The 22,135-nt window shown below is 69.6% G+C and carries 22 protein-coding genes; 15 read left to right on the forward strand and 7 right to left on the reverse strand.

Features of this window, described 5'->3' with window-relative positions; genetic code table 11:
• Nucleotides 1-148: 148 nt before the first annotated feature.
• The 5 genes from D7Y04_RS06535 to D7Y04_RS06555 are packed head-to-tail and all read left to right on the forward strand — an operon-like array spanning nucleotide 149 to nucleotide 4,101.
• Nucleotides 149-496, forward strand: a complete 348-nt coding sequence (locus D7Y04_RS06535; RefSeq protein WP_120597565.1) for a zf-TFIIB domain-containing protein — start codon at nucleotides 149-151, stop codon at nucleotides 494-496.
• A gap of 28 nt (nucleotides 497-524) precedes the next feature.
• Nucleotides 525-812: an Asp-tRNA(Asn)/Glu-tRNA(Gln) amidotransferase subunit GatC gene (gatC, locus tag D7Y04_RS06540; RefSeq protein ID WP_120523770.1), complete on the forward strand. Its 288-nt coding sequence runs from the start codon at nucleotides 525-527 to the stop codon at nucleotides 810-812.
• Nucleotides 813-818: 6 nt separating this feature from the next.
• Nucleotides 819-2,282, forward strand: coding sequence for an Asp-tRNA(Asn)/Glu-tRNA(Gln) amidotransferase subunit GatA (gene gatA, locus D7Y04_RS06545; RefSeq protein ID WP_120597564.1), 1,464 nt, complete (start codon nucleotides 819-821; stop codon nucleotides 2,280-2,282).
• A 27-nt stretch (nucleotides 2,283-2,309) separates the two neighbouring features.
• Nucleotides 2,310-3,755, forward strand: a complete 1,446-nt coding sequence (gene gatB, locus D7Y04_RS06550) for an Asp-tRNA(Asn)/Glu-tRNA(Gln) amidotransferase subunit GatB (RefSeq protein WP_121758642.1) — start codon at nucleotides 2,310-2,312, stop codon at nucleotides 3,753-3,755.
• A gap of 7 nt (nucleotides 3,756-3,762) precedes the next feature.
• Nucleotides 3,763-4,101: a hypothetical protein gene (locus D7Y04_RS06555; RefSeq protein ID WP_121758643.1), complete on the forward strand. Its 339-nt coding sequence runs from the start codon at nucleotides 3,763-3,765 to the stop codon at nucleotides 4,099-4,101.
• Here the strand turns inward: D7Y04_RS06555 and D7Y04_RS06560 are convergent.
• Complete coding sequence (locus D7Y04_RS06560) at nucleotides 4,085-5,122, reverse strand: carbon-nitrogen hydrolase family protein (protein WP_121758644.1); 1,038 nt, start codon at nucleotides 5,120-5,122, stop codon at nucleotides 4,085-4,087. The genes D7Y04_RS06555 and D7Y04_RS06560 overlap by 17 nt on opposite strands.
• Nucleotides 5,123-5,231: 109 nt before the next feature.
• Between D7Y04_RS06560 and D7Y04_RS06565 the strand changes: the two genes are divergently transcribed.
• On the forward strand, nucleotides 5,232-6,158 hold the full coding sequence (locus D7Y04_RS06565; RefSeq protein WP_147477051.1) for a hypothetical protein: 927 nt from the start codon (nucleotides 5,232-5,234) through the stop codon (nucleotides 6,156-6,158).
• Here the strand turns inward: D7Y04_RS06565 and D7Y04_RS06570 are convergent.
• Nucleotides 6,151-7,113 carry an isopenicillin N synthase family oxygenase gene (locus D7Y04_RS06570; protein WP_121758646.1) on the reverse strand — a complete coding sequence of 321 codons (963 nt, stop codon included), beginning with the start codon at nucleotides 7,111-7,113 and terminating at the stop codon, nucleotides 6,151-6,153. The two genes, D7Y04_RS06565 and D7Y04_RS06570, sit on opposite strands and share 8 nt — an antisense overlap.
• A gap of 176 nt (nucleotides 7,114-7,289) precedes the next feature.
• Between D7Y04_RS06570 and D7Y04_RS06575 the strand changes: the two genes are divergently transcribed.
• Nucleotides 7,290-9,329 carry a serine/threonine-protein kinase gene (locus D7Y04_RS06575; RefSeq protein WP_199749623.1) on the forward strand — a complete coding sequence of 680 codons (2,040 nt, stop codon included), beginning with the start codon at nucleotides 7,290-7,292 and terminating at the stop codon, nucleotides 9,327-9,329.
• 30 nt (nucleotides 9,330-9,359) lie between these two features.
• Here the strand turns inward: D7Y04_RS06575 and D7Y04_RS06580 are convergent, their stop codons facing one another.
• Complete coding sequence (locus D7Y04_RS06580; RefSeq protein ID WP_121758647.1) at nucleotides 9,360-9,740, reverse strand: hypothetical protein; 381 nt, start codon at nucleotides 9,738-9,740, stop codon at nucleotides 9,360-9,362.
• Between the two features lie 279 nt (nucleotides 9,741-10,019).
• Between D7Y04_RS06580 and rplU the strand changes: the two genes are divergently transcribed.
• From rplU to D7Y04_RS06610, 6 genes are all read left to right on the forward strand, one after another.
• The gene (gene rplU, locus D7Y04_RS06585) at nucleotides 10,020-10,328 is read left to right on the forward strand and encodes a 50S ribosomal protein L21 (RefSeq protein WP_121758648.1); all 309 of its coding nucleotides are present in this window, start codon (nucleotides 10,020-10,022) and stop codon (nucleotides 10,326-10,328) included.
• 46 nt (nucleotides 10,329-10,374) lie between these two features.
• A complete protein-coding gene (rpmA, locus tag D7Y04_RS06590; RefSeq protein WP_120536731.1) occupies nucleotides 10,375-10,650 on the forward strand; it encodes a 50S ribosomal protein L27 in 276 nt (91 codons plus the stop codon).
• 128 nt (nucleotides 10,651-10,778) lie between these two features.
• On the forward strand, nucleotides 10,779-12,140 hold the full coding sequence (gene obgE / locus D7Y04_RS06595) for a GTPase ObgE (RefSeq protein WP_121758649.1): 1,362 nt from the start codon (nucleotides 10,779-10,781) through the stop codon (nucleotides 12,138-12,140).
• Nucleotides 12,141-12,144: 4 nt separating this feature from the next.
• Nucleotides 12,145-12,825 carry an RNA methyltransferase gene (locus tag D7Y04_RS06600; protein WP_120580527.1) on the forward strand — a complete coding sequence of 227 codons (681 nt, stop codon included), beginning with the start codon at nucleotides 12,145-12,147 and terminating at the stop codon, nucleotides 12,823-12,825.
• Nucleotides 12,826-12,906: 81 nt separating this feature from the next.
• Nucleotides 12,907-13,722 (forward strand): outer membrane lipoprotein carrier protein LolA, encoded by an 816-nt coding sequence (locus D7Y04_RS06605; protein ID WP_121758650.1) that lies wholly within the window; start codon nucleotides 12,907-12,909, stop codon nucleotides 13,720-13,722.
• Between the two features lie 15 nt (nucleotides 13,723-13,737).
• Nucleotides 13,738-15,156 carry a hypothetical protein gene (locus D7Y04_RS06610; protein ID WP_121758651.1) on the forward strand — a complete coding sequence of 473 codons (1,419 nt, stop codon included), beginning with the start codon at nucleotides 13,738-13,740 and terminating at the stop codon, nucleotides 15,154-15,156.
• Between the two features lie 82 nt (nucleotides 15,157-15,238).
• On the opposite strand, the gene rimO is transcribed toward D7Y04_RS06610, so the two are convergent.
• The 4 genes from rimO to D7Y04_RS06630 are packed head-to-tail and all read right to left on the reverse strand — an operon-like array spanning nucleotide 15,239 to nucleotide 19,972.
• Nucleotides 15,239-16,639: a 30S ribosomal protein S12 methylthiotransferase RimO gene (gene rimO, locus D7Y04_RS06615; RefSeq protein WP_216672894.1), complete on the reverse strand. Its 1,401-nt coding sequence runs from the start codon at nucleotides 16,637-16,639 to the stop codon at nucleotides 15,239-15,241.
• A 33-nt stretch (nucleotides 16,640-16,672) separates the two neighbouring features.
• On the reverse strand, nucleotides 16,673-17,788 hold the full coding sequence (locus tag D7Y04_RS06620; protein WP_121758653.1) for a hypothetical protein: 1,116 nt from the start codon (nucleotides 17,786-17,788) through the stop codon (nucleotides 16,673-16,675).
• A gap of 15 nt (nucleotides 17,789-17,803) precedes the next feature.
• Nucleotides 17,804-18,301 carry a YajQ family cyclic di-GMP-binding protein gene (locus D7Y04_RS06625; protein ID WP_120599742.1) on the reverse strand — a complete coding sequence of 166 codons (498 nt, stop codon included), beginning with the start codon at nucleotides 18,299-18,301 and terminating at the stop codon, nucleotides 17,804-17,806.
• A gap of 30 nt (nucleotides 18,302-18,331) precedes the next feature.
• Nucleotides 18,332-19,972, reverse strand: a complete 1,641-nt coding sequence (locus D7Y04_RS06630) for a ribonuclease J (protein ID WP_121758654.1) — start codon at nucleotides 19,970-19,972, stop codon at nucleotides 18,332-18,334.
• 147 nt (nucleotides 19,973-20,119) lie between these two features.
• Between D7Y04_RS06630 and D7Y04_RS06635 the strand changes: the two genes are divergently transcribed.
• Both D7Y04_RS06635 and D7Y04_RS06640 read left to right on the forward strand, forming a co-directional pair.
• Nucleotides 20,120-20,524, forward strand: coding sequence for a BlaI/MecI/CopY family transcriptional regulator (locus D7Y04_RS06635; protein WP_167547819.1), 405 nt, complete (start codon nucleotides 20,120-20,122; stop codon nucleotides 20,522-20,524).
• Nucleotides 20,521-22,113 carry a M56 and MltD domain-containing protein gene (locus D7Y04_RS06640; protein WP_121758655.1) on the forward strand — a complete coding sequence of 531 codons (1,593 nt, stop codon included), beginning with the start codon at nucleotides 20,521-20,523 and terminating at the stop codon, nucleotides 22,111-22,113. Before D7Y04_RS06635 ends, D7Y04_RS06640 begins: the two co-directional genes overlap by 4 nt.
• Nucleotides 22,114-22,135 lie beyond the last annotated feature (22 nt).

Below are 22,135 nucleotides of genomic sequence, written 5' to 3' on the forward strand. Positions count from 1 at the left end.
GCCCGGCGAGAATAGGGAGGGAGGGGGCGGGGTCAATTTTCCGGCAGGCGTCCAAGGGGGCTCCGAGGAGGCGGAACAAGGCCTACATTTCGGGCGCGTCCCCGTGGCGAGAGGGTATGGTGCCTGCCGCCAAGGAGAACCCGAGACCATGTCCGACCTGAGCCCCGACAAGCCCTCCCACAACGAAGACGACTACTTCGCGCGCGAGGAGATTGAAGCCAAGCGCAAGCTGGCCCTCCAGCAGTCCCACGAGATGGCCGCCCAGCAGCGCGAGTCGCTCAAGCAGCTGCACTACATGAAGTGCCCCAAGTGCGGCATGGACCTGCAGACGCTGAAGCAGGGTGATGTGGAGCTGGAGAGCTGCTTCAACTGCCACGGCGTCTGGCTGGACGCGGGCGAGCTGGAGCAGGTCATCAAGCAGCACGGTCACGAGGGCAGCGGCAAGGTGATGAACGCCGTCCTCAACCTGTTCAAGCGCACGTCGCCGACCCCGTAGTACCGCGAAGTCCGGAGGAGGCTTCCCCATGGCCCTCACGCTCGAGCAGGTCCGGCACGTGGCCACCCTGGCGCGGCTGTCGCTGACGCCGCAAGAGGAGGAGCGCTACGCCACCCAGCTGTCCGCGGTCCTGGACGCGGTGGCGGAGCTGGAAGCGCTCGACGTAAGCCAGGTGGAGCCCACCTCCCACGCGACGCTCGCGTCCTCGCTGTTGCGCGAGGACGTGCTGCGTCCGTCACTGCCCCCGGAAGCAGGGCTCGCCAACGCGCCGGCGAAGGTGGGCACTGCCTTCGCGGTCCCGAAGATCCTGGAGTAGCCCGCCATGTCGTCGCTCACCGACCTGTCGATGCTGGAGCTGGCGGCGAAGCTGGCTTCGCGCGAGGTGTCCTCCGTGGAGGCCACCCAGGCGAGCCTCCAGCGCATCGCCCAGGTGGACCCGAAGGTGCGCGCCTTCCTGCGCGTGGACGAGGCCGGGGCGCTGAAGGCCGCCGAAGCCAGTGACGCGCGCCGCAAGGCGGGCAGCCCGCTGAGCGCGCTGGACGGCGTGCCCGTGGGCCTCAAGGACATCTTCCTCACGGAGGGCGTGGAGACCACCTGCGCCTCGCGCGTCCTGGAGGGCTTCGTCCCGCCCTACGACGCCACCGTGGTTCGCCTGCTGAAAGAGGCGGGCCTGCCGCTCGTGGGCAAGCTGAACATGGACGAGTTCGCCATGGGCTCGTCCAACGAGTCGAGCGCGTACTTCCCCACCCACAACCCGTGGGACCTGACGCGCACGCCGGGCGGTTCGTCCGGTGGCTCGGCGGCGGCGGTGGCGGCGCGCGAGGTGTTCGGCGCGCTGGGCACCGACACGGGCGGCTCCATCCGCCAGCCCGCGGCGCTCACCAACACCGTGGGGCTCAAGCCCACGTATGGCCGCGTGTCACGCTACGGCGTCATCGCCTTCGCCTCGTCGTTGGATCAGCCGGGCCCCATGGCGCGCACGGTGGGGGACACCGCGGCGCTCTTCCAGCTCATCGCGCGGCATGATCCGCTGGACTCCACCTCCGCGGACGTGGAGACGCCGGACTGCCTCACGGGGCTGGAGGACGGGGTGCGTGGCCTCAAGCTGGGAGTGCCTCGCGAGTACTTCGCGGAGGGCATGGACCCGGAGGTGGCGGGCACGCTGCGCGCGTCGCTGGAGGAACTGGAGAAGCTGGGCGCGACGCTGGTGGACGTGTCCCTGCCGCACACGAAGTACGCGCTGGCGACGTACTACCTGCTGGCCTCTTCCGAGGCGTCCAGCAACCTGGCCCGCTACGACGGCATCCGCTACGGACAGCGGGCGAAGGACGCGCGCGGGCTCAAGGAGCTGTACACGCAGACGCGTGGGCAGGGGTTCGGCGCGGAGGTGAAGCGCCGCATCATGCTGGGCACCTACGCGCTGTCCGCCGGCTACTACGACGCGTACTACCTGCGCGCGCAGAAGGTCCGCACGCTCATCCGCGAGGACTTCACGAAGGTGTTCCAGCAGGTGGACGCCATCGTGTCGCCCACGTCGCCGGTGCCGGCGTTCAAGCTGGGCGCGAAGGTGGACGACCCGCTGTCCATGTACCTGATGGACGTCTACACGCTGCCGTGCAACCTGGCGGGCCTGCCCGGCCTGTCCGTGCCGTGCGGCTTCACTCAAGGCGGGTTGCCCATCGGCATGCAGCTGCTGGGGCGCCCCTTCGACGAAGCCCGCCTGCTCCGCATCGCCCGCGCGTTCGAGCGCGAGCACGACTTCTTCCGCCGCGCCGCCCCCGTCTAGCGGGCGCGACACAAGGGTGACACCGCCATGCCCCTGAGCGACTTCCAGACGGTCATCGGCCTCGAGGTCCACGCGCAGCTGCTCACGCAGTCCAAGATTTTCTGCGGCTGCTCCACCGCGTTCGGCGCCGAGCCCAACCACCACACCTGCCCGGTGTGCCTGGGCATGCCCGGCGTGCTGCCGGTGCTCAACCAGCGCGTGGTGGAGTACGCGGTGCGCACGGGCCTGGCGCTCGGGTGCGCGGTGAAGTCCACGAGCGTGTGGAGCCGGAAGAACTACTTCTATCCGGACCTGCCCAAGGGCTATCAAATCACCCAGTATGATCAGCCCATCTGTGAGTGGGGCGAACTGGTCATCGACACGCCCTCCGGGGAGAAGACGGTGCGCGTGCGGCGCATCCACCTGGAGGAGGACGCGGGTAAGAGCGTGCACGACGCGACCGCGTCCGCGGGTCAGAGCCTGGTGGACCTGAACCGCGCGGGCGTGCCGCTGATGGAAATTGTCAGCGAGCCGGACCTGCGCGATGCCGACGAGGCGGTGGAGTACCTCAAGGTGCTGCGCGACGTGCTGGTGTACCTGGGCGTCAACGACGGCAACCTGGAGGAGGGCAGCTTCCGCTGCGACGCCAACGTGTCGGTGATGCCCAAGGGCTCCACCACGTACGGGCAGCGGTGTGAGTTGAAGAACCTCAACTCGTTCCGCTTCCTCAAGCAGGCCATCGAGTACGAGGCCGCGCGGCAGGTGGACGTCCTCGAGTCCGGCGGCAAGGTGGACCAGGAGACGCGCCTCTGGGACGTGAACAAGGGCATCACCCGGTCCATGCGCTCCAAGGAGGACGCGCACGACTACCGCTACTTCCCGGAGCCGGACCTGCCGCCGCTCCTCGTGTCGGACGCGCTGAGGGATTCGCAGCGGCAGTCGCTGCCGGAATTGCCTCGCGCCAAGCGCACGCGCTTCATGAGCGAGTACGGCCTGCCGGCCTACGACGCGCGCATCCTCACCGCCGAGCGCCCGTTGGCGGACTTCTTCGAGGCCTGCGCGAAGCACGTCTCCGACGCGAAGAAGCTCTCCAACTGGTTCCTGGGTGAGCTGAGCCGCCTGCTCAAGGAGGAGGGCACGCCCATCTCCGCGCTGCGCTTCACTCCCGCGCAGTTGGGCGAGCTGCTGGCCACGGTGGAGAAGGGCACGGTGTCCGCGAACGCGGCGAAGGACGTGCTTGGGGAGATGTTCCGCACGGGCCGCCCGCCCGCGGACATCATCGCGGAGAAGGGGCTCGCGCAGGTCAGCGACGTGGGCGCCGTGGAGGCGGTGGTGGACGACATCCTCGCGAAGAACGCGGGCGAGGTGGAGAAGTACAAGGCCGGCAAGAAGAGCGTGTACGGCTTCTTCGTGGGCCAGGTGATGAAGGCCATGAAGGGCAAGGGCAACCCCGGCCTCGTCAACGAGCTGCTCAAGAAGAAGCTGGGCGAGTAGGGCGCTCGTGGCCCGGCTCCTGACGGTGAACGGTGTCTCGTACCGCTGGAGCCTTCGGGGGCGGCGGGACGCACCGGAGGGAACGGGCTGGCGGCTGCTCACGGTCGTGTGGGCCGAGGCCACCCGGCAGGCGTTGCACGTCCGTGTCCGCCACGATGATCCGTGGCTCCACGACGGCGACATGACCGGACTCGTGACTCGCGACGTGGGCCCCGACCTGGTGGCGCGGGTCATCGTGATGGCGCGGGACCTGGGATGGAAGCCGGAGGAGCGCGGCCCCACGCTCAAGTTCGTCCTGGAGGATGACGCGCGGCTCGTTCCCGCTGCGCCTACCGGGGAACAGTGACGTGGAGCACGTCCTCGCCGCGTGGATCCGTGGACCGGGCGAGCACGTGCACGTCGTCCGGCCCCCGGCGCTCCAGGATGAGCGAGGGCGCCTCGAAGGTGTTGTCGAAGAAGCCACCGGTGAGCTGCGGGTTCACCGCGTAGCGCACGCGCTTCAGGGTGCGCAGCTGCGTGAAGAGGCCCTCGTTGAACCACTGCTCGCTGCGCAGCTGCGTCTCACCGGGCGCGTTGAAGGCCCAGGGCGCGTCCCAGCTCCAGGCGTTGGCGGAGGGCTGCGCGAGCACCTCCACGCCCAGCGCGTCCAGGTACTGCGCACAGGGCACGAAATAGGGTTCGCCGGACGTGTGGGGTTCGCGGAAGCCGTCGTAGCAGACGAGCGTCCCCAGCTTTCCGAACGGCGTGTCCAGCACGGGCAGGTCCTCCGGACGGCCCGGGCTCAGGTGCAGCACGTCTTCCTGCGTGGGCACCAGGTTCACCTTGCGCGTGACGGCCACGCAGTGGCCATCCGGTGAGAACGTGTAGCTGGTGTTGAAGGTGCGCGCGCCTGCGGGCGCGTACTCGGGGGTGTCCAGGCCCAGGCGGTTCGTGGGCAGCAGCGCGCTTCCAGCCACCACCCACAGGCCGAAGTCGCGAGCGATGCCAGAGAAGGTCTCGTACATGGCGCGGTGCACGCGGGGCGCCACCGTGGCGTAGAGACACTCCTCCATCGTCGGTGGATGGAAGGCGCTCCACGTGCGGAACATGCCGAGCCACTCCGCGAGAGCCACACGCGTCAGGGCACCGTTCGTCGTCTTGCGGCGGCGCACGCGTGACAGGTGCCCCATCAGTCCCAGCGCCGCGCCCACCATCTCCGGCCAGACAGCGAGCGCGGGGTTCAACGGCCGGCCCGAGGCGTCCCGGGGACGCAGCGCGTCCGCCCGTGCAGCGAGCGCCCGATGGTGCGAGGCGAACGTCTCCTGCGAGGCATAGTCGTCGAGCGTGACGCGCGGCTGGATGGCGAACAGGTCGAGGGAGGTGGTCACGGTGCCGCGAGGATGGCACCCACCCCCATGCCGCGCGAGCCTCGCGGCGATGGACCGTCAGGTTCCGGAGGTGCCTCCGTCGAGGCCGTGCCTGGAGGCCGTGATGCGCATGAAGAGGACACTCCACGTCGAAGTGCACCCGTTCGTCGACGCGGCGGAGGCGCTCGCGGGACGGAAGGTAATGGCCCTGGGCGTGGCACCCGACAACACCGTGTGGTGGCTCGCGGAGGGCGACGAGGTCCTCCATTTCGCGGACGGTTGGGACACCTGGGAGCGCTTCACGCTGCCTCGCGGTGCCCCGGACTTCCACTGCGTCCAGCCGCTTCCCGATGGCGAGGTGCTGCTCGTGAACGGGCGTTGCCGTTACCGCTTGGAGACGGGATACGAACGCAACGCCCACGTCTACTCGCCGGAAGGCACATTGCTGCGGGAGCTGACCCTGGGGGACGGCATCGAGGATGTGCAGACGACGTCCGACGGACAGGTCTGGGTCAGCTACTTCGACGAAGGCGTCATCGGCAGCCTGACCCGGGGCGGCGATGGATCACGGTCGCCCGTCGGCGCCGAGGGCCTGGAGCGCTTCGATGCGCTGGGGCAGCGGCAGGAGAGTGGTGTGCAGATGGCGCTCGGCCTGGAGCAGCGCATCCTGGAGTGCTACGCGCTCAACGTCGCTTCAGAGCGGGAGACCTGGTTCTACAGCTACACGGACTTCCCGCTCGTGCGCATGAGGCCGGGAGAGCCTTCCACGGTCTGGTCCTCCCCGGTGCATGGCGCACGCGCCATCGCCGTCAGTGATACGCACGTGCTGTTCGGCGGGTGTTACGACGACAAGGCACTGCTCCAGCTCTACAGGCTGTACTACCGGGGCGAACAGCGCCTGGCCCCGCTGACCCGCGTCGTCCTCACGGACGAGACGGGCCGTGCGTGGCAGCCTTCGTGGCTCAAGGGCCGGGGGCCCTGGCTCCACGGCGCGGAAGGGACTCGCCACTTCCGCGTGCACATGGAGGAGTTGCTCGCTCGCGCGGGGGCTACTTGAGGAAGCCCAGCTCGCGCAGGCGCTGCTTGAGGAACGCGTCCGCGGTGATGGGCGGGTGGCGCGTGGGGTTGTCCGGCGTCTCCGTCTGCGGCAGCGGCTTCAGGATGCAGTCGGAGAACGGGTGCACGAAGAAGGGCATCGAGTAGCGCACGGTGTCCTGCTCCGTGCTGGGCGGGTTCACCACCCGGTGCGTCGTGGACGGGATGACGCCGTTCATCACCCGGCTGAGCATGTCGCCCGAGTCCACGACAATCTGTCCGCGCAGCGTGTCCACCGGAATCCACTCGCCGTCGCGCGTGAGCAGCTCCAGGCCGCCGGCGGTGCCCTCGCACAGGAGCGTGATGAAGTTGATGTCCTCGTGCTCCGCGGCGCGCACCGCGCCCGGGATGAAGCGGTCCTTCAGCGGCGGGTAGTGGATGAGCCGCAGCACGGAGTTGCCGTCCACCGTCATGTCGCTGAACGTGTTGCGCGCGATGCCCAGGTAGTCCGCCAACGCCTGGAGCATCACCGTCGCCGCGTCGTCCAGCTCCCGGTAGAGCGTCAGCGTGTGCTCACGGAAGGTGGGCACCTCCTCCGGCCAGACGTTGGCGCCGTAGTCGTCGCGGTACGGGTGGCCCACGGGCAGCTCGCGGCCCACGTGCCAGAACTCCTTCAGGTCTCCCACCTTGCGGTTCTTCGCGTGCTCCTGGCCAAACGCCATGAAGCCCCGCTGCCCCGGACGCTCCGGCACCGCGTAGCGCGTCTTGGTGGACTCCGGCAGCTGGAAGAAGCGCTCCACGTCCGTGTACGTGCGGCGGATGAGCGCGTCCTCGACGCCGTGGCCCTCCACGGTCACGAAGCCGAACTCCTTGAGCGCGTCGCCAAACACCTGGACGAAGCGGGCCCGCTCCTCGGGAGTGCCGGAGCGGTAGTGGGACAGGTTCACGGTGGGGATGCGTCGGGCCGAGCGGGACATGCGCGCATCCTATCCGCGTGACACCTTCCTGACACGTCGCAGTCCGCCGCCCAACCGTCACCCCGGCCCAAGGGCGGGGGACCCTCCTCACTTTGCGACACCCACCCTTGGCGGCAGTGGATGCCGGGCTTCCGGGATGTGCAGATTGGGCAGGGAATTGGCCAGGGGGGCGCGGTATGGCCGAAGTCGCGAGGAACGAGCGCACGTGCTCAGCGTGCGGGCGGGGACATGGCGAGGGGACGTCGTGCGACACGCTCGTCCGGGAGGCGGGGGGTGGCCAGGGCAAGGCCGTGGAGCCGCCGGCGGCCGTGGCCGTGGCGGACGAGGTGGACCCGCTGGTGGGGACCCAGATGGGCAGCTTCCGGCTGGTGCGCCGGGTGGGCCGGGGAGGCATGGGGTCCGTCTACCTGGCCGAGCACGTGTCCATTGGCAGCCGCGTGGCGGTGAAGGTGCTGCACGAACACCTGACGCGCTACCCGGAGCTGGTGCAGCGCTTCCATGCCGAGGCCCGGGCAGTGAATCTCATCGGGCACGAGAACATCGTCAGCATCTTCGACCTCAACGCCTCGGCGCCCCGGCCGTACCTCATCATGGAGTTCCTGGAGGGGGCGCCCCTGTCGGCGTGGGTGGGGACGCCCCTGTCGGCCGGAGCGGTGGTGCCCATGCTGATGCAGGTGTGTGACGCGCTGCATGCGGCGCACGCGCGGGGCATCGTCCACCGCGACCTGAAGCCGGACAACATCTTCCTGGTGAAGCGCGGGCGGGGGATGCCGTTCGTGAAGGTGCTCGACTTCGGCATCGCGAAGCTGGTGGACGCGAGCATGCCGGAGACGGTGGCGGGCATCATCGTGGGCACGCCGGAGTACATGGCCCCGGAGCAGTCCCTGAGCCGGCGCCTGGACGGCCGCGCGGACCTGTACGCGGTGGGCGTCATCGCCTACCAGTTGCTCACCGGGCGGCTGCCCTTCCCCGACGAGGGGCTCACCGCCCAGCTCGTGGCGCACCAGACGCGCACGCCCCCGGCCCTTCGCTCCATCTGCCCTTCGGTGCCACCCGCGCTGGAGGCGGTGGTGCTGCGCGCGCTGGCGAAGACGCCGGAGGAGCGCTTCCCCCACGCGCTCGCGCTGCGGGCCGCGTTGGAGCAGGCCCTCGCCACGCGGCCCCCGTCGCCGCGCGCGGCCGTGGGCGGTCCCCGTCCCGTGCAGGGAGGGGCCTCCCCGGGAACTCCCGTCACCGGCCCCCGGCGCACCCCTCCGCTGGCCCCGCCGGGCGCGTCCGGGGGGAAGACGCTCCCGGTGCCCGTGCAGGTGGTGCTGCAGCCGGGCGCGCAGCCCCGGGCATTCACGGGGTCGGACCTGTCGCGCGGTGGCGTGTTCCTGCACGCGACGGGGGAGCTGCCCCCGCTGTTCGCCCAGGTCCAGGTGGTGCTGCCGCTGTCCACGGGGCCGCTGTCCGTCACCTGCGAGGTGGTGCGCCACGTCTCGCCCGAGCAGGCCCAGGCCTGGAGCATGCGCCCGGGCTTCGGCGTGCAGTTCGTCGCGCCGTCCGCCGCGCTGAAGGCCCGCGTGGAGCAGCACCTCGCGGGCGCCACGGCCTCTCCGCTCCCCGCGCCCCGGGAGCTCCCGGACGACGCAGAGGCCGAGCGCGTCCTGGCCATGTGGCGCGGACAGCTGGCGGGGGAGGGCACCCACTACACGGTGCTGGGGCTCTCACCGGACGCGGAGCTGGAGTCCGCGCGGGAGCGCGCGCGGGAGCTGTGGGCCGCCCTGTCCGCGCTGCGGCAGCGGCCCCTGTCGCGCGGGCAGCGCTCGCGCCTGGAGTCCATGCTGATCCGCGTGAGGGACGCGGGCGACACCCTGGGCATGCCGTTGCGCCGGGCCCGCTACGACGCCCGGCTGGGCAATGCCCGGGGCGTGGCGCGGTGCCTGGAGGCGGGCCTCACCGCGGTCCAGACGGACGCGCTTCACCGGGAGTACCTGGCCGAGCAGCCCCGGGCGGTGGGCACCGCGCGGGTGCACTTCCTCACCGGCAACGCGCTGGAGCGCGATGGCCAGCTCCAGCGGGCCCTGGAGTCCTACGAGCGGGGACTGGAGCTGGACCCCCTGGAGTGGGAGTACCAGCAGCGCCGCCGGGTGGTGGACCGGGCGCTGGGTGCTCGCCTGCCGGGTGCTCGAAATGAAAGAGCCCGATTCCCTGGGGAGGGAACCGGGCCCTGAATCCCGCGGCGAGCGCCGCGGGAGAGGCGACTACTCGGCGCTGATGGCCGCCTGGCAGGCCGCGCTCACGCCAGAGGCCTTGCTGTAGCAGGTCGCGAGGGCCAGGAAGAACGAGGTCTGCTGGGCCTCGGACTTGTCGGAGCAGCTCTCCACCTTCTCCACGCAGTCCAGGGCACTGTCCAGCAGGTCCTTGTCCGCGTCGGAGCAGCTGTCCAGGGCCGTCTTACAGGCCTTGGTCGCCGCCTCGACCTCCTCATCGGTCGGCTTGTCGGTGCCGGTGACGCCACACTCCTCGGCCTTCGACGCCAGGTCATCGGCCAGGTCCTCGTTGCGATCGCAGTAGTCGCCGCCGCCGCAAGCGGTGAGCGTGAGCGAAGCCATGGCGGCCAGACCGAACAGGATCTTCTTCATGATGGTTCTCCCCCTCAGGGATGAGGTACAGGTACAGGTGGAAAGCAAGCGGCGCGCATCCTAGCGAGCGCTCCGTTGCGGTCCAGTGGACTTTATTCCGGGAATTCTATTCAAAAGCAAATAGGGGGGCTGGAGGCGGGCTGATCCGCCAACTGCCTTGACTACCCCCCAGGATTCTCGTAAGTCCCGCCGTCTTTTAGCGCGCCGGCCGGTCCTCCGTCCGAAATGCGCGTTGGATTCCATGGGTTGAACCAACCCGAAGCTGACAGGGGTTCGACGATGTACGCAGTCATTCGCACGGGCGGAAAGCAGTACCGCGTCGCCGAGGGCGACGTTGTCCGGATCGAGAAGATCGCCGGTGACATCGGCGCTGAGGTCTCGTTCTCTGAGGTTCTCCTGCTGGGCGGCTCTGAGAGCCCGAAGGTGGGCCAGCCGACGGTGGCGGGCGCGAAGGTCGTGGGCAAGGTGCTGGCGCAGGACAAGCACCGCCGCGTCCTGCACTTCCGGAAGGAGAAGGAAGGCTGGACCCGTCGCCGTGGTCACCGCCAGTCGTACACCGAGGTGAAGGTCACCTCGATCTCCGGCTAATCGCCTTTCCGGGCATTCCCCACACGAACTTCAAGGAGCAGGTGTCATGGCCCATAAAAAAGGTCAGGGTTCTTCGCGCAACGGGCGTGATTCCAACCCGCAGTACCGTGGCGTGAAGGTGTACGGCGGTGAGACGATCTCGGCGGGCAGCATCCTCGTGCGCCAGGTCGGTACGGTCATCCACCCGGGCACGAACGTGAAGCTCGGTCGCGACTTCACCCTCTTCTCGACGGTGGACGGCGTGGTGAAGTACGAGCGCCTCGGCCGCGACAAGAAGAAGGTGTCCGTGTACCCGGCCGCCGCCGAGCAGGCGAGCGCCTAGTCAGTGGCCCTGGGGCGACCCAGGGCACGGCTTACCGAGCGGGTCGTTCCCGGTCCTTCTGTTCCCGTTGGGAACGGGTGGATGCGAGGACGGCCCGCTTTGTGTTTTTCCAGGAGGGCGTTCGCCCCATGAAGTTCGTCGACGAAGTACGCATCTACGTGAAGGCGGGAGACGGCGGGAACGGGGCGGTGGCCTTCCGGCGTGAGAAGTTCATCGAGCGCGGCGGCCCCAACGGCGGGGACGGCGGCAATGGCGGCTCCGTGGTGTTCGTGTCGAACCCGCAGCTGACCACGCTCCTGGACTACCGCTACCAGCAGCACCACCGTGCCAAGAACGGCGAGCACGGCATGGGCAGCGACTGCAACGGCCATGGCGCCGAGGACATGGTGCTCCAGGTGCCGGTGGGCACGCTGATCCGCAACGAGCAGACGGGCGAGCTGCTGGTGGACCTGAGCGACCCGGGCCAGCAGTTCGTGGCGGCCAAGGGCGGCCGGGGCGGCCTGGGCAACATGAACTTCGCCACCTCCACGCGCCAGACGCCGCGCTTCGCGCAGGACGGCGGAAAGGGTGAGGAGATCACCCTGCGGCTGGAGCTGAAGCTGCTGGCGGACGTGGGCCTGCTGGGCTTCCCCAACGCGGGCAAGAGCACGTTCATCTCGCGGGTGAGCCGGGCGCGGCCGAAGGTGGCGGACTACCCGTTCACCACGCTGGTGCCGAACCTGGGCATGGTCCAGTACAAGGACAGCCTGTCCTTCGTGATGGCGGACATCCCCGGCATCATCGAGGGCGCCAGCGAGGGCGTGGGCCTGGGCCACCAGTTCCTGCGCCACGTGGAGCGCTGCAAGGTGCTGGTGCACCTCATCGACATGGGCGCCGAGGGCGAGGGCCGCAAGCCGCTGGCCGACTTCAACATCCTCAACGCGGAGTTGAAGAAGTACAGCGCGGAGCTGGCCGGCAAGCCGCAGGTGGTGGCCGCGAACAAGCAGGACCTGACGGAGGGCCGCGACCGCCTGGGACCCTTCACGGAGGCTTTGCGCCGCCGGGGCATCCGCGTGTACCCGGTGTCCTGCGCCACGGGCGAGGGCATGCAGTCGCTGATGGACGCGGTGGCGGAGGTGCTCTTCACCGGCCGCACCGACAAGATCCACGTCGAGATGCCGACGACGAGGTCCGCCTCCAAGGCTCCGGCGAAGAAGGCCCCGGCCAAGAAGGCCGCCGCGAAGAAGGCCCCGGCCAAGAAGGCCGCTGCGAAGAAGGCCCCGGCCAAGAAGGCCGCCGCGAAGAAGTCTCCGGCGAAGAAGGCCGCCGCGAAGAAGTCTCCGGCGAAGAAGGCCGCCGCGAAGAAGTCCTCGCGCAAGCCCGTGGCGAAGAAGGCCGCGCGCAAGGCGCCGGTGAAGAAGGCCGCCGCGAAGAAGGCTCCTGCGAAGAAGGCCCCGGCGAAGAAGTCCGCCCGGAAGGCCCCTGCGAAGAAGTCCGGCGGGAGGCGCTGATCCGATGGCTGGTGGAGGCCCCCGCTACGAGAAGTTCGAGCGCGACGTCGTCGAGCCGGAGCAGTTCCTGCTCGACGTGCGGAAGGAGAAGATCGACCGCGTCGTCAGCCAGCGCACGCGCAACTTCGTGGTGGTGCTCGACCGGCTGGAGGACAACTTCAACATGGCCGCGGTGCTGCGCACCTGCGAGTCCATGGGCGTGCAGGAGGTGCACGTCGTCATCAACCCGGAAGCGCCCTTCATCCCCAACCTGCGGGTGGCCCAGGGCTGCGACAAGTGGTTGGACGTGCACCTCTACAAGACGTTCGCGGAGTGCCGCGAGCACCTGAAGGGGCGGGGCTTCAGCCTCTACGCGTCGGCGCTGCGCGAGGGGGCCACCAGCCTCTACAGCCTGCGCTTCGACACGAAGTTCGCCATGGTGTTCGGCAACGAGCGCTACGGCGTGAGCGACGACGTGCTCAACGGCGTGGACGGCACCTTCTGGGTGCCCATGAAGGGCTTCAGCCAGAGCCTGAACATCTCCGCGGCGGCGTCCGCCAGCATCACCCGGGCGATCGCCTGGCGGGACGAGCACCTGGGGAGTTCCGGGGACCTGTCCCCCGAGGAGGCCCAGGAGCTGCGCGAGCGCTTCTACCTGCTGGGCGTGAAGCAGCGGAAGCGTCTGGTCAAAGCCACACAGCGGTGAATGCCGGTCCCCCGGGGTCCGTCCGGATGCGATAGATGGACCCTGCGGGCGCCCCGGGTGCCCGCTCCGGAGGCGCACGCCATGTTGCTGGAATCCCTGCTCTTCACGCTCCTCACGCAGGCCCCCACCACCGCCGCCCCCACCGCGCCCGCGCCGAAGCCCGCGGCCGCCGCCAAGGCCCCCGCCGCCACGCCGCAGCCCGCCGCTCCCAAGGATGCCGGCACCGCCGCCATGCCCCCCGCCGCGAAGCAGGGCGACGCGAGCGTCGCCGCCGGCGCCACCACGGCCGCTCCGAAGCCGATGGCGCCCGAGGTGAAGACGCTCGTGGACCGGATGCAGGCCTTCTACGAGAAGACGGGCGACTTCAAGGCGGGCTTCAAGCAGGACTACAAGTACAAGGCCTTCCGCCGCACGCAGACGTCCACGGGCACGGTGACCTACAAGAAGCCGGGCCTGATGCGCTGGGAGTACGAGAACCCGTCCAAGCGGACGTTCGTGCTCGCGGGCAACAAGGTCTACATGCACGACCCGGAAGCGCAGACGCTGTCGGTGGCGGCCATGGACACCAGCCAGCTGTCCGCGTCGGTGACGTTCCTCTTCGGCCAGGGGAAGCTGGCGGACGAGTTCGCCATCACCAAGGGCGCCTGCAAGGACTGCAAGGGCACGCTGCTGGTGCTGGATCCGCTGAAGAACGAGCCGCGCTTCCGCCAGGTGCGCCTGGAGGTGGACCCCTCGACGGCGCAGGTGCTCAAGAGCACGGTGGTGGATCCGGACGGCAGTGAGAACACCATCGCCTTCCTGGACCTGAAGACGAACGTGGGCATCTCCGCGGACAGCTTCAAGCTGAACCCGCCCGAGGGCACCCGCGTGGACGACTTCACCAAGAAGGCGCAGTAGGACGGCCCGCCCCCCATGCGCGGCGTGCTGCTGGCGGGATGCGTGCTGCTGGGCGCGGGGTGTCACTCCGCCGCGCCCGCGGGTCCTTCACGTCCCACGAGCCTCGCGGGGCAGACGCTGCCCCTCCTGTCGTCGCCCGCGCTGCGGCTGACGGTGGCGGGGCGGTTGGGGAACCGGGCCGTGCCGGTGGTGCTGGACGTCACGCGGCCGCTGTCGCTCGTGTCCTCCAGCTGCTTCGACGGCGCGCCGCCCGCGGCCGCGGGGACCGCTCGCGTGCCGGAGTCCTCCGGAGGTCATCGCTCCTGGCCGGAGGTTCCGGCGCCGCCGTTGACGGTGGGCCCGGTGTCGCCGCCCCTGCGCACGTTGCTGCTCTCCGGTGAGACGGGCTGCTCGGTGACGCTGGGGCAGGACGTGCTGTTTCCGTATGCCCTCACGGTGGATCCGCTGCGCCGCGAGGTGACCTTCACCGCTTCACGTCCCCGGGAGGCCTACGACGCGGAGCTGCGCGGGACGGACGCCGTGCGCGAGTCGCACGTGGTGGAGTTGAGCCGCGAGCCGCTGGGCGACTGGCCGCTCCTGGCCGTGCAGGTGACGCAGGGCGGGGCGAGCATCACCGGCCCCTTCGTGCTGGGCACGCGTGAGCCCTTCTCCCGCCTGTCGGTGGACCCCGCGCTGGGACTGGGGCTTCAGCCGCTGGAGACGGCCGCGGGCCTGCCGCCGCGCACCTTCGTGGTGGACGCGGTGGAGGTGGCCGACGGCTTGGGGGTGAAGCCCCTGGTGATGGAGGCCGCGGGGCGCTGGCCGTCGCAGAGCAGCCTGGGCCGCCTGGGCCCGGACGTGTGGGGCCGCTTCACCACCACCGTGGACGCGCAGGGTGGGGCGTTGGTGCTGCGCAGGCCCCACGTGCGTACGCCCGAGGGCGGAGGCCGGCAGCAGTGCGCGGGCGAGGGCGGCGCGTTCAGCGAGGAGGGCTGCTACGGCATCTTCGTGCGCGCGGAGCCCGACGGCGCGGTGGCCCTCTCCGGCGAGGTGTTCAGGGACGTGCCGGAGGGCGTGCGCCTGTACGTGGAGCCTCGGGGCGTGGACGGTCAGCGTCTGGAGACGGGCTGCCAGGTGGGCCTGAGCTTCCCGACCACCACCCGTGGCGCCAACACGCAGCACCGGTTGCCGTGGGCCTCGCTGGCGAAGACCCTGCCCGCGTGCCACGCCGCGCTCCAGGGCGCGAAGAGCTACGTGGTGTCGCTGGTGGAAGAAGGGCGTCAGCCCGAGTGCCCCACGACGTGCGCCTTCGTCACCGAGTCCGCGTCGCGGCGCACCGTATGCGAGTGCCAGCCCACGCCACTGGGCGAGGGTGTGGCGGTGCCGACGAAGGGCTCGGGTCCTCAGCCGCCGCCCGTCGAGGAGCGCGAGCTGGAGCCCGAGGATCCGAAGTAGGGCCCACGAACGGCTCGGGCCCGCGACCGCCTCCATTGGGGAGGACGGGGCGGGCCCGGGGCACGGCCTTCGCGGTGACGGACTACTCCGGCCGCGGCTCCGGCGGACGCGCCAGCGCCTTCAGCGGCACGGGCGCGGGATGGGCCTCGCGCGGGGTGTGCTCGCGCTGCTTCGGATCCGGGCGCTCCACCACGCGGGCGATGAGGTCGTAGTCGTGCGCCTCCGTCACCTCCACGGTGACGAACTCGCCCGGGTACGCCAGGCCGTCGTTGATGTAGACCTGCCCGTCGATTTCAGGCGCCTGGCCCTCGTGGCGGCCCACCAGCAGGTGCTCGGACTCCTCGCTGGGGCCCTCCACCAGCACGGTGAGCTTCTGGCCCACGAGCTTCTTGTTCTGCTCGCGGTTGATGCGCTTCTGGATGGCCATCACCTCGCGCCAGCGGCGCTCGATGGTCTTCGCCGGGACCTTGTTCGGCAGGTCGAACGCGGCGGTGTTCTCCTCGTCCGAGTACTGGAACACGCCCAGGCGCTGGAAGCGCTGCTCCTTCACGAACTCCTTCAGGAGCTCGAAGTCCTCTTCCGTCTCACCCGGCAGGCCGACGATGAGCGAGGTGCGCATCACCAGGTTCGGCACGCGCTCGCGCAGCTTGCCCAGCAGCTTCTTGAGGAACTCCGAGTTGCGGCCGCGCTTCATGGACAGGAGCAGCTTGTCGCTGGCGTGCTGTACCGGCATGTCCAGGTACTTGGCGATCTTCGGCTCGGTGGCGATGACGTCGATGAGCTCGTCCGGGAACACACGCGGGTAGGCGTAGTGCAGGCGGATCCACTTCACGTCCACCTTCACCAGCTCCTTGAGCAGCTCGTGGAGCTTCGGCTTGCCGGGCAGGTCATGCCCGTACGCCGTCAGGTCCTGCGCGACCAGGTTCAGCTCCTGCACGCCGCTGTCCGCCAGGTTCCGCGCCTCCGCCACGATGTCCTGCACCGTGCGCGAGCGCTGGCCGCCGCGCAGCGTGGGGATGATGCAGAACGCACAGGCGTTGTCGCAGCCCTCTGAAATCTTCAGGTACGCCGTGTACTTCGGCATCGAGTTGATGCGCGGCGTCTCCGCGTTGTGGATGTAGTCCGGATCCGGAATCACCTGGCGCGGCGAGGCCTCGGCCGCCAGCAGGTCGCCAATCTGGGCGTACGCGCTGGTGCCCAGGAAGTGGTCCACCTCCGGCATCTCCTGCGACAGCTCCTGGCCGTAGCGCTGGGACAGACAGCCGGTGACGACGAGCGTCTTGCACGAGCCCGACTTCTTCAGCTCCGCCATCTCCAGGATGGAGTCCACCGACTCCTGCTTCGCCGGCCCGATGAAGGCGCACGTGTTGACCACGATGACCTCGGCCTCCGAGGCCTCCTGCACGAGCGAATAGCCGCGGGTGCGCAGCGTGCCCAGCATCACCTCGGAGTCCACCCGGTTCTTCGGGCAGCCGAGGGTCATCATGTACAGGCTCTTGGTCTCTTCCACGCGCGTCTACCGCTTTCCCAGTTGCGTTCGCTCGAAGTGGTCCGCACTCCAAACGAAGTTGATGATGGCGCCATTCGAGTAACCGATGTTCAGCGCCCCGTCTTCTTCCAGCTCCACCGAAGTGGCGCGACCCAGCGCACAGGTGGCGGCCGGCCAGTCGAGCACTCGCTGGGCTGTCTTCCCCGACACCACATAGAGCCCCATCCGGAGCTCATCGTCGGAGTCGCATTGACCCTCGACGGCATAGGGATTCTTCCCAGTGAGGACACTAACGACCGGTCGTCCGTCCGGCAGGCTCAATGTTTCCGGCAGGTTCACGCCCATCTTCGAGGCGTCCACGGCCGTGGGGGCCACCAGCGCGCGCAGCGAGGCGGGGGTGAGGGCCTGCTCGCCCTGGGCCCAGTCCGGGTAGCTGAACAGGCTCCAGCCCAGCCAGCCGGTGGGCGCCGCCTCCAGCGCGGTGACGCTGGCGGGGGGCTTCAGCTTGAGGTTCTTGCGCGCCTCGTCCGGCAGGCGCAGCGCTTCACCCTCCGGCATGGTGCCGCCCTTGCAGTTGGACACCGGCACCACCTTGGCGCCCACCTGGTCCTGGTCCTCGTAGGTGATGCAGAGGTCCATGACGAGCGGATCCACGGCAGGGAAGCGGGGCAGGGCGCGCACGGGAATCATCGCCACCACCGACAGGGTGTCGCCCTGGCGGTGCACGGCGGCGTTCACCAGGCCTTGCGCGAACCTGGGCGTGCCGCTGTCCGCCCCGGAGGTGCGCTGGCCGTCGAAGGCGAAGCGGTAGGTGTAGCCCGTGGCGGTGGTTCCCGAGTCCGGGAAGTAGAGCGTGAGGGTGATGATGTCACCCGCCAGCAGCTGGTTGTCCGTGGCCTCCACGCCCACGAAGAGCGTGTCCTTGCGCCAGCCCACCCGGGCGGAGAAGCTGGCGGTGGCGCCCTCGGTGGACAGCGGCTTGAGGACCAGCGGCGAGCCGAAGTCCTTGAGCCCCTTCTCCGGCTGGGGTGCCTTCTTGAGCGCGGGCACCGGCTTGCTGGGCCGGGGCGCCCCGTCCTGCGCGAGCGAGGCGGTGGCGAAGAGCAGGCAGAGCGGCAGGGAGGCCAGACGGGCGGCGTGCATGGCGAAGGGGCGCCTCTAGTCGCGGAAGTTGGTGAACTGCATGTCCAGGCTGAGGCGGTCCTGCTCCTTGCGGAACAGCGCCATGGCCTCTTGCAGGTCGTCCCGGTTCTTGCCCGTGACGCGGAGCTGATCCGCCTGGATGGAGCCCTGCACCTTGATCTTCGACTCCTTGAGGACCTTGATGAGCTCCTTGGACTTCTCCACCGGGATGCCCTGCTGGAGCTTGATGGGCTGCTTGACGTTGGACAGGCCCGTCTTCTCGATGTCGCCGAACTCCAGCACGCGCAGGCTGATGCCGCGCTTGGCCAGCTTGCCGAGCAGGACCTCCTTGGCGGCCTGGAGCTTCTCCTCGCTGTTGGTCTTCAGCGTGAGCGCGGAATGGTCCGGAGCGATTTCGATTTCGGCCTTCACGCCCTGGAAGTCGTAGCGGGTGCTGAGCTCCTTCCGGGTCTGATTGACCGCGTTGTCGAGCTCAGCCAGATCGATTTTGGAGATGACGTCAAAGGAGGGCATGGGGGGGACCTTTTCGCGCCCTTACCATACCTACACCCTGACGACCAAGGGCACCACCAGGGTCCGCCGGGAGGTGTGCTGCTTGAAGGCCCGCTTCACCGCCTTCACGAGCTCCTCCCGCACCAGGGCGTCGTCCCCACGGAGCAGGGGGTTGAGCTCCTCGAAGAAGGCCCGAGCATCCTGGGCCACCCGGGCCAGCACGCCCTGCTCGTCCGGGCTGAGGCCCTGGCCGGACAGCTGGGGCCCCCCCACCAGCGCCTGGGTGTCGCGCCGGAGCACCACCGCCGCGGCCACCACGCCCGTCTCCGCCAGCCGGTTGCGCTCCACCAGCGTCTCCGGCGTCACCACCCCGTCCCCGGAGCGCTCCATCATGATGCGCCCTGAAGGCACGCTGCCAGTGAAACGGCCCCGCCCCTCCTCGAACGTCACCACGTCCCCGTCGTGGGCCAGCAGCAGGCCTTCCGCCGCCATGCCGGCCTCGCGGGCGGTGGTCAGGTGTCGGTGCAGGTGCCGGACTTCCCCATGCACGGGGATGAAATTCCGGGGGCGGATCAACTCCAGCACCCGGCGCTGCTGGGGGCGGCTGGCGTGTCCGGAGACGTGCACGCCGGGCTCCACCTGGGCGTAGACGATGCGGGCGCCGCGCCAGTGGAGCTGGTCGAGCAGCGCGCCCACGGAGCGCTCGTTGCCGGGGATGGGCCGGGCGCTGACGATGACGGTGTCGCCGGGCTCCAGGCGCACGGGCCCATCACCATTCGCCAACTGGGTGAGGCCCGCGCGGGGTTCGCCCTGCGCGCCGGTGGTGAGCACCGCCACGCGGTGGGGCGCGAGCTTGGGCACGCTGTCCAGGTGCACGAAGAGCGAGTCGGGCACATCCAGGTAGCCCATCTCCCGGGCCAACTCCACGTTGCGCACCATGCTGCGGCCCTGGAGCGCGACGAGCCGGCCGGTGCGCTCGCACAGGTCCAGCAGGTGCCGGACGCGGTGGAGGTTGGAGGAGAACTGGGCCACGACGATGCGGCCCTTCGTTTCGTGGAAGAGGCGCTCGAAGGTGGTCTGCACCACACGCTCGCTGCCGGTCTCTTCCACATGCTCGGAGTTGGTGGAGTCCGACAGCAGGCACACCACGCCTTCGTCGCCCGCCTCGCCCCAGCGCTCCAGGTCCGTCTTGAGGCCGTCGATGGGGTCCGGGTCCAGCTTGAAGTCGCCGGTGTGGATGACGGTGCCTTCGGGGGAGCGCACGATGAAGCCCACCGCGTCCGGCACGGTGTGCGTCACGCGCGTGGCCTCCACGTTGAAGACGCTGCCCACGGGGAAGGGCGTGCGCGGCTCGATTTCGCGCAGGTCCGCCTTCACGCCCAGCTCTTCCAGGCGCTGACGCGCGAGCGCGAGCGTGAAGCGCGTGCCGTAGATGGGCACGGGCATGTCGCCCAGCAGGTAGGGGAGCGCGCCGATGTGGTCCTCGTGCCCGTGCGTGAGGAGCACGCCCTTGAGCTGGGCCGCGTTGCGCTGCAGGTGCGTGAAGTCCGGGACGATGATGTCCACGCCGGGCATTCCCGACGAGGGGAACATCAAGCCGGCGTCGATGAGCAGCATCTCCCCACGACAGGCGAGCACCATGGCGTTGAGGCCGATTTCGCCAAGGCCGCCCAGAGGGATGACGTGGAGCATGTGTCCGGAAGTCTAAGGGCCCGGCCCCTCCAGTGCGTAGGAATCCGCACACCCCACCACCGCGAGCCACCGCCCGCCTGCTTGACGGATTCAAACTAAAGGCTTAGTTGTATTCGAACTAAGGGTTTAGTTCGAAGTCGGGAGGCCATGCCCGTGACGAAGCCGCCGTCCGTCGAGGAGTCCAAGCCGCTCACACCCGTGGAGCTGGAGCTGATGCAGCTCGTGTGGAAGCTGGGGGAGGTGAGTGTGGCGGACGTGCTCGCGGCGCTGCCGCCGGAGCGCAAGCTGGCCTACACGTCGGTGTCCACGGTGCTGCGCATCCTGGAGCAGAAGGGCGTGGTGCAGAGCCGCAAGGAGGGGCGGGGGCACCTGTACTCGGCGCGGCTGTCTCGCGAGGCCTATGAGGCCCAGAGCGTGCGCCACCTGGTTGCGACGGTGTTCGACGGGACGCCGTCGTCGCTCGTGGCGCGGCTGGTGGAGGCGGTGCCGCTGTCCCCGGAGGAGGTGGAGCAGATCCGCAAGCTGCTGGGCCGCAAGGGAGGCCGGGGATGAGCGCCTTCATCCGGGACGTGCTGGCCGCGTATTTCACGGCGGCGGTGCTGGTGGCGGTGGGCTTCGGACTCTTGCGCGCGGCGCTGGCGTTGGGGATGGAGCGGAGGCTGGACGCGCGGCAGACGTTGCGCGTGGGGCGGGTGGCGCTGGGGCTGGCGGTGCTCCTTCCGTTCGTGGCGCTCGTTGCGCGGGAGTGGATGCCGTCGGCGCCGCTCTTCAAGTTCGAGCGTTCCCTGGTGAGCTACGCCGCGCCGCTGACGTCTGTCGAAGCGCGGCCCGTGCTCGGCGCCGTGCCGGAGACGCGGTCCTCGGGCATGGGCCTGCCGTGGGCGATGGTCGGAATGGGGTTGGTGGGTGCGGGGGCGTTGGCGTTCCTGGCGTGGGAGCTGCGGCGGTATGCGCGCTTGCGGCGGAAGCTGGAGACGCTGCCCGTGCTTCGCCGCGTGGGCCGGGTGCGCGTGGTGCTGGGGGACGCGGCGGACGGCGCGTTCTCCGTGTGGTTCCCCGGTGGCGGCGCGTGGGCGGTGGTTCCCGCTGAAGTGCTGGTGGACTCGGAGGCGCTCCGGCTCACGGTGCGGCATGAGCTGCAACATCACCGGCAGCGGGACACGGTGTTTGCCTATGCGCGGCTGGGGTTTGACAGCGCCTTCTTCTGGAATCCGTTCGCCCGGGCGTTCTCGCGGTGGTTGGCGGAGCGTCAGGAGTTCGCCTGTGACGAGGCGCTCGTCGCCGTGAAGCACGTGTCCGCGGATGCGTATGCGCGGTGCCTGTTGCAGGCGTCGCTGCGTGTCCCTGTTGCCCTTTCTCTTCCCGCCGGTGTCACCGGCATGTCCCACCCCACTGTCAGGAGGATCCACATGCTGTTCCAGACTCGTCCCCGTAGCTCCGTGCGCACCCTGGGTCTGTCGTTGTCGCTGGCGTTGGTGCTCGCGCCGCTGGCGTTGTGGGCGCAGGGCGCGGTGCGGGGGCGCGCGGTGTCGCTGACGGAGGCGCGTGCGCTGGCGGAGGCGGGGCAGAAGGCGGGGGACCTGCCGGTGGTGGTGGATGCCGCCGTGGTCGAACAGCTCAACAAGTTCGTCACCACGCCGAAGGGCCGCGACTTCATGCGCAAGGCGTTGGCGAACCTCCAGGAGCACCGCGAGGCGATGACGGGCACGCTGCGCTCGCGCTCCCTGCCGGAGGGGCTGCTCGCGGTGGCGATGGTGGAGTCGGCGGTGAGCAACCTGCCGGAGACGTCTCGCGAGCCGTCGATGGCGCCGGGGTCGAGGGGCGCGGGCGTCTGGATGTTCATTCCGGAGACGGCGCGTCGCTACGGCCTGAAGGTGGAGGCGGGACGGGACGAACGGCTGGACGTGGCGCGGGAGACGGAGGCCGCCGCGTCCCTCTTCCAGGCGCTGTATGAGCGCTACGGCGACTGGCGGCTCGCGCTCGCGGCCTACAACCAGGGGGAGGGCGTGGTGGACCGAGTCCTCGCGGAGAGCGGCGTGCGCGACGTGAGCGAGTTGGTGCGCACCGGCAAGCTCAATGGCTACACCGCCACCGTTCAGGCCGGAGTGCTGCTGCTGCGCAACCCGCACCTGCTCGACTGAGCGTTTGTCCACCGCGCGGGGA

The organism is Corallococcus sp. AB038B, from assembly GCF_003668955.1.
Taxonomy (GTDB): domain Bacteria; phylum Myxococcota; class Myxococcia; order Myxococcales; family Myxococcaceae; genus Corallococcus; species Corallococcus exiguus.